Raw genomic sequence first — 3823 nt, 5'->3', positions numbered from 1 at the left:
AATTCCAACAGGCAATGCAAGATTTACAAGTTGCTCTTCAGCCCGTTCTTAGTGTCATAGCGGATGTCATTTCTAAAATAGCTGAATGGGTTTCAAACAATCCAAAGTTAGCAGCCACATTAACAGCTGTTGCATTGGCAATCGGTATAATTTCAGGTGCAATTATGGCTCTTGCGCCTATAGTTGTGACGGTCATGAGTATCTTCGGGATTGGGGCAGCTGTAGCGTCTTTACTTGTTGCAGCGATTCCCCTTATTGTAGCCGCCATAGCCGCTATAGGTATTGCGATTTATAAAAACTGGGACGATATCAAACAGTGGACAATAGATACATGGAATTCCATTAAAGAATATTTAATAGGACTTTGGGATGGTATCGTTCAATCATCTAGCGAAGCTTGGAATTCATTTTTAGAAACAATGCATGAATTTTTCGATCCGATCGGCCAATTTTTTAGTGATTTATGGACAGGTATAGGTGAGATATGTAGTAGCACATGGAATTCTATTGTTGAATTCTTCTCAGGGGCTTGGGCTTCATTCACTGAAATGATGCACAGTTTCTTTGATCCAATAGGCGAATTCTTTAGTAGCTTATGGTCTGGGATTGTTGAAACGGGTTCTTCTTGGTGGTCTTCTCTAGTTACAACAGCTTCTGAATTGTGGGGAACACTAGTCCAAGCTTGGCAAGAAACTTGGAATACAATTCTTACCGTTTTAGGTCCAATTATTTCGTTGATTTCAACCGTTTTAGAAGCAGGTTGGTTACTCATTAAAGCCGGCGTACAAATTGCTTGGGCAGCTATATGTCAATATATCATTCAGCCAATCCAACAAGCTTATGATTGGGTAAGTACGAAAATTGGTGAATTAGTTACATGGCTTGGTACACAATGGGAAATCGCAAAAGCAGTGGCACAAGTTGCATGGGGATTATTTAAGCAATATATTATTCAGCCAGTCCTAGACACTTGGAACTTTGTAAAAGAAAAATTTGGCGATTTAATATCTTGGTTAAGTTCGAAATGGGAACTTGCTAAGTCTTATACACTGATGGCCTGGAATCTGGTAAAACAGTATGTTATTCAACCTGTTCAAGACTTGTGGAATACAACCAAACAAAAGCTGGGTGACTTAGCAAATTGGATATTAAGCACCTGGGAGACGATAAAGTCCTATACGCTTACAGCTTGGAATTTAGTGAAAAAATACGTAATTGATCCAGTTGTTGAAGCTTATAATTCCGCAAAACAAAAATTTACTGATTTATATAATTCAGCGAAAGAAAAATTTGATGCTGTGAAAACTGCAGCACAGGAGAAATTCGAAGCGGCAAAACGATTTATTATTGATCCGATTAAAGATGCCGTTGGTAAGGTAGAAGAATTTGTTGGAAAAATCAAGGGATTCTTTGAAAATTTAAAGCTGAAAATCCCAAAACCTGAAATGCCTAAAATGCCAAGTTTCAACTTAGAAACTAGCACGAAAAATATTTTAGGTAAAGATATTACTTACCCATCTGGCATTGGTGTGAAATGGAATGCAAAGGGTGGTATTTTTACTAGTCCAACTATTTTCGGTATGAACGGTGGGCAGTTCCAAGGTGCAGGAGAAGCTGGACGAGAAGCAGTGCTTCCCCTAAATAAAAAGACACTTGGAGATATTGGTGAAGGTATTGCTAAAACTATGATTGGTACTACCGGATCTATGAGTCAATTAATGGGCGATATGAGTCGCATGATGGATAGTTCTATGAGCCAGTTATCAGGGTTAAAAACTGTTATGAGTGGTGTATATGGAAGTATGTCAAACAGTAGGCAAGCAATGACAGCTAGTGGTGCAAATCAAGTGTTTAATTATTCGTCAGGATCATCCGGTGTTACTGGCGGAATTCCGATGCAAGGTGGCGACTTAGTAATTGAAGTGCCTGTTGTTTTAGAAGGTCGAGACGTAGCGCGTGGCACTTATCGATATACAAAAGAGTATCAAGAAAGAGAAGAACAAAGAAACTCAGCCTTTTAGGTTTGGGTTTCTTTTACTTTATATAGAAATGAGGTGTTAACATGAGTTCTTTTACATTTAACAATCAAAGAAAATCATTTGTTCAAGTTGAATATGGATGGAAAAAGCCAACATGGGCACCTTTACGGAGAAATTTGTTACAAGTACCAAACTATCCTGGGGCAAGATTATTAAACACACAAACTGAAATTCGAGTTATCCCTGTACCTGTAGGAATTATTGTTCCTGATGATTCTGATTTAGAAACATTAAAAGAGGAAATTGCGGATTGGTTAATAACAGATCAAGAAGTTGAATTGAAATTTGATTCTGAACCCAATCGAACATATTTGGCGGTTGTTGATGATGGGTTTGATCCTGATGAGTTTGTCACTTTAGGAAAAGGTGTTATTAAATTTATATGCCCGATGCCATACAAGTTAGGTGAAACTAAAACAGGTGAATTTGTTCAAAATTGGTCTACTGAAACCACAGCATACTTAACAAATAAGGGAAGTGTGGAAGCTCCACCAATCATTGAAATTGATGTTAAAAAGCCAAGTACCTTTTTAGATGTTTGGTTTGGTGATTATCCTAATAAGCGTGATTATTTTCGTCTTGGTTATCCTCGAACTGTGGATGAAACACCAGTACAAGAGCGGGAACGTGTATTGTGGGATGAAATGGCTACGCCTGTAGGTTGGACTCCTGTTACGGGACAGGTTGAAGAAATGAAGGGGACAGGTAGTTTTAAATCCAGAGGTGGCTATGCACTTTATTGTGAAGACTACGGACAAGATTCAGGTTTTCATGGTGCTATTTCTAAGAAGAGTATTCCGAGTGGACCGTTACAAGATTTTGAAATGGAGACATGGGTGCGTTTGAAGGCGAGGAATATTGGTGAAATGGGACGTGTTGAGATTCTTCTTCTCGATGATGCAAGCAATATCGTCACACGAATCAATATGAATAGCTTGTATTGGGATGCAGAAATGACCAAAGCATATATGCGAATTGGAAATGTGGGAACACCTAATAGTATACGGAAATTAGTAGATACAAGCGGAGCACATCCTAATACATTCAATCAATTTTACGGTAGGTTGCGTATTGCAAGACGAGGTAAAGAGTGGTCTGTTTATGTATCACGTTTTAGAGATGGGACCGAAATAGATGATGCTTCAATTGTTGAACGCTGGATTGATGATACTGGAAATCCGATGACGAACCGAAAAGTTGCACAAGTAATGATTGCAATTTGTAAGTTGGGAGACAATCCTCCAGTAGACAACATACAAATTGATGATTTAAAAATCTGGAAATTGAATAAAGTTGGCGATAATACAAGGTCCTATATATATGATGTTGGGGACAAAATTATTATAGATACAGAAAAGAGCCTATGCACCATTAATGGTAAGGATGCTATCAATTTAAAATCTATATTCAGTAATTTTCCTACCATTATCAGAGGACATAATCGAATAGATATAATGCCTCCCGATGTCAAAGCAACAATATCATTTAGGGAGAGATACCGATGAGGACACCTAGCGGAACACTTCATGTTGTTGATTTTAAAACCAATCAGATTATCGCAGCCATCCAGCCGAAAGATTATTGGGAAGATAAACGTCATTGGGAAATTAAAAATAATGTTGATACTTTAGAATTTAAGGTATTTGATAAAACGAAAAATTCTATAGCTTTAATGCAGCAAAATCTAGTTTTAAAGAAAGTTCGGGATGGTAGGATTGTCCCTTATGTTATTACCGAAGTCGAAAGGGATTCTGAGGATAGATCAGTAACCGCCTATGCATCGG

At 37.9% G+C, this 3823-nt stretch carries 3 protein-coding genes; all 3 read left to right on the top strand.

Going from position 1 to position 3823, the window contains the following annotated elements; genetic code table 11:
* A partial coding sequence (locus AB3X49_RS22955) for a phage tail tape measure protein (RefSeq protein WP_483298795.1) occupies positions 1 to 2021 on the top strand: 2021 nt, incomplete at its 5' end.
* Between the two features lie 41 nt (positions 2022 to 2062).
* Positions 2063 to 3544, top strand: a complete 1482-nt coding sequence (locus tag AB3X49_RS22950) for a distal tail protein Dit (protein ID WP_367964956.1) — start codon at positions 2063 to 2065, stop codon at positions 3542 to 3544.
* A partial coding sequence (locus tag AB3X49_RS22945) for a phage tail spike protein (protein WP_367964954.1) occupies positions 3541 to 3823 on the top strand: 283 nt, incomplete at its 3' end. The genes AB3X49_RS22950 and AB3X49_RS22945, both read left to right, overlap by 4 nt.

The sequence above is a fragment of the Bacillus sp. C30 genome, assembly GCF_040838255.1.
Classification (GTDB): domain Bacteria; phylum Bacillota; class Bacilli; order Bacillales; family Bacillaceae_G; genus Bacillus_A; species Bacillus_A mycoides.
The sequence above is the reverse complement of the archived record's forward strand: the minus strand, read 5'-3'. Positions and strand labels throughout refer to the sequence as shown.